This window comes from Streptomyces sp. TRM64462 (assembly GCF_013362995.1).
Classification (GTDB): Bacteria; Actinomycetota; Actinomycetes; order Streptomycetales; family Streptomycetaceae; genus Streptomyces.
This window is the reverse complement of record NZ_JABWDV010000444.1, coordinates 1-2,757: the sequence shown is the minus strand read 5'-3', so window position 1 is coordinate 2,757 and position 2,757 is coordinate 1. Positions and strand designations below refer to the sequence as shown.

Genomic DNA, 2,757 nt, shown 5'->3' with positions numbered 1-2,757 from the left:
TGAGGTTGAAAGGGTGGGGTGACAGTCGGCGTTGGCGGTGCTACATCCTCGTCATGAGGTACGCGGATGGCGGCGGGCTGACCGCCGCGGGGCGGGCGAAGCGTGAAATGGTGCGCTTCGAGGCCGCGGAGATGTTCGGGCAGGGGGTACGGCCGCCTGAGGTGGCACGCAGGTTACGGGTGTCGCGGAAGTCGGCTTACGGCTGGCACGCCGCCTGGCGTGAGGGCGGCAGCGCGGCCCTGGCTTCCAAGGGACCTGGTGGCTTTCCGTGCCGGCTGGACGATGGTCAGGTCGAGCGGTTGCAGACTGAGCTGGGAGCGGCCCGGCCGCGCACGGCTGGACGGAGGACCAGCGCTGGACTCTGGCGAGGGTCGCGGCGCTGATTCACCGCCTGTTCGGCTACCGGTACACCCCGCGCGGGGTGTCGTATCTGCCGCACCGGCTGGCTGGTCACCGCAGGTCCCCGCGCATCGGGCCGTCGAGCGGGACGAGCAGGCCGTAGAGCAGTGGCGGTCGGAGCAGTGGTCACGGGTAAGAGGACGGCCCAGCTCCTGGGCGCGTGGATAGTCTTCGCGCCCAAGCATTGCGACGACGGCACGGTGTCGTCGCAAGGCTTGGGTTAGCGTGCGTCTGGCCCTGATTCCGGACCAATGTAGATCTCTATGCCATCCCCATCCCACGCCCGGTTGTACCCACCCGTCGGAGCAGATACGACGAAGCTATCGGCTTCCACGGACACCATTCCGTCATTTCCGCCTTCGGGCCATTCCACAGTGATAGACCTACCCGGCTCCATCACATACTCAGCCGCAGTCGGCTCGAAGGCCACCGTAATGCACCGGTCTGCACGAATGGAGAATCGCATTTCAGCCCCCGAGACTATCCATGTAGTACTGGAACAAATCTGCCCTCGACCTAGCGCTCGGATTCACCTTCTCCGGATTATTCGGAAACTTTGCCGCCGACTTCTTATGGATGTCTTGGTAGAAGTTTCTCCAGAACTTGGCATCCTCTACGGTCATACCGATCCCTCGCATTCTCGCCACTTGCTCTGGAGTCTTAAGCTTGCTCGCGTCCGCGAGGCTTCGCCCGCCCCAAGCCACCTCGCCAAACTCCGATCGTGACGCAAACCCCATCCGCGCCCACGTCGCATCAAGATCCCTGACGCTCGGAACGGTCCAGTCGCAGTTGTGTACGAGGACCGGCGTCTCCCCCGCCAGCACATAGTACGTGTGCAGGTCCGCGACCGTGAGGTTGTAAGTGATCCGCTCTGCGCCGTACGTTCGGGTCGCCGTCACAGAGACGGGGGAGCCGTCCTCCGCGCGGAGGGCCATGCCGGGCTTGATGTCACCGGCGTCGAGCCATGCCTGTTCCGACTCCGACCAGAACGGGTGGTGGTCCGTCGTGACGATGATCTTTGCACCGTCTTCCGTGGTAACCGCCACGTCCACGTAGGTCTTGTCGTCTTCGGTGACGATCGTGGCCGTGACAGTCTTGGCCTCGGTTTCACCCGTTTCCGGGTCCGTCGCCAGCACCTGGTCGCCAGTTTTGAGTTCCTCGATCGGCTTTGCGGTACCGTCGGCCAGCAGAACCTTCGTCCCTGCCACGAAGCTGTGGCCGACGGGGCAGTCTGGAGCCTTCTTACTGGAGATCCAATCGAGGACCTTTCCGCCCTTACGCTTGACGGCGGTGATCTCGCCAATCCACGGAACTATGGCCACCAAGCTCCAACCGGCCTCGGACCAATTTCCCTCCGTGGTGTAGAGGAATGCGTTCAAAAAGTCGGCGGGGGATCCCAGCACGGGTACAAAGCCGGCAAGGTCCAGGGTGAGGTGGACCTGTTCGAGATTGACCTCCTTCGTCGGAACGTGTTTCCACCCGCCGCAGATGCCCTCCTTCTGGCTGCAATTCCTCCGCTCCTGCGTGACACTGACACGCGCCGTCTCGCTGCCGGCGCCGTACCTCCTGTTGACGACAACCGTCGTCTTGCTGTTCCCGCTGTTGTTGGTCGTGACGGTCGTCTCGGTGGAGTTGTAGATCCATTGGCCGTTGGGGCCCATGGTCATGTGGTCCTTGACGTACGTATTGCCGATCTGGCAACCGCGTTCGCAGTCCGTGATCGGACGGAGGCCCGTCGGGTCCGAGTACGTGAGGGGGTTGCCGTTCGCGTACGTGTACCCGTTCATCTGGAGCGGGTCCGTGAGGTCGATGATCGGGTCGGCTGAGATGAAGCGGCCGGTCGATGCGTCGTATTCGCGGGCGCCGATGTGGGTGAGGCCGGTGGCCGGGTCGTCGATGCCGGTGCCGAGGAACGTGCGGCGGTCGGCCCAGTTGGCCGGCTCCGTGCCGCGCGGGGTGCCGTACGGGTCGAACTTGCGGCGGATGATGGCCTGGCCGGCCGTCTGCTCGATCGCGTTCGTCGCCGTGTTGTGGTGGTCCGCCTGAAGGACCGTGATCTTGTGGTCCGTCGTCTTGCCGCCCGTCGAGCGCACCGTCGTCGGTGCGCCCGGGTGGGTGTAGTAGCGGCGGGCGTCCAGGGCCTGGCCCGACGTGTTGACGACGATCTCCGCCTCGCCCAGGTACAGCGTGCGCGTCGTGCCGTCGTCCTCCAACAGGCGGTTGCCGCCCGCGTCGTACAGGTACTTCACGTCCGGCGTGCCGTCGTTGTTCGCGTCGACCGACGTCAGCTTGTTGCGGCGGTCCCAGTTCAGCGCCTGGGTGTCGCCGTTCAGGACGCGCTGCGTCGTGTTGCCGGAC

2 protein-coding genes and 1 pseudogene are annotated in these 2,757 nt (G+C 64.6%); 2 read left to right on the top strand and 1 reads right to left on the bottom strand.

Going from position 1 to position 2,757, the window contains the following annotated elements; translation table 11 throughout:
* Positions 1–53 precede the first annotated feature (53 nt).
* Positions 54–383, top strand: a complete 330-nt coding sequence (locus tag HTZ82_RS32970; RefSeq protein ID WP_309235741.1) for a helix-turn-helix domain-containing protein — start codon at positions 54–56, stop codon at positions 381–383.
* A pseudogene (locus HTZ82_RS32965) lies at positions 362–567 on the top strand (winged helix-turn-helix domain-containing protein). Before HTZ82_RS32970 ends, HTZ82_RS32965 begins: the two are co-directional and overlap by 22 nt.
* A 299-nt stretch (positions 568–866) precedes the next feature.
* Here the strand turns inward: HTZ82_RS32965 and HTZ82_RS28455 are convergent.
* The coding region (locus HTZ82_RS28455; RefSeq protein ID WP_254712181.1) for a polymorphic toxin-type HINT domain-containing protein at positions 867–2,757 on the bottom strand (1,891 nt) is incomplete at its 5' end.

Excerpts from the sequence above, each read along its gene's own strand:
- HTZ82_RS32970 (WP_309235741.1), top strand. The coding sequence starts at position 54 with ATGAGGTACGCGGATGGCGGCGGGCTGACCGCCGCGGGGCGGGCGAAG.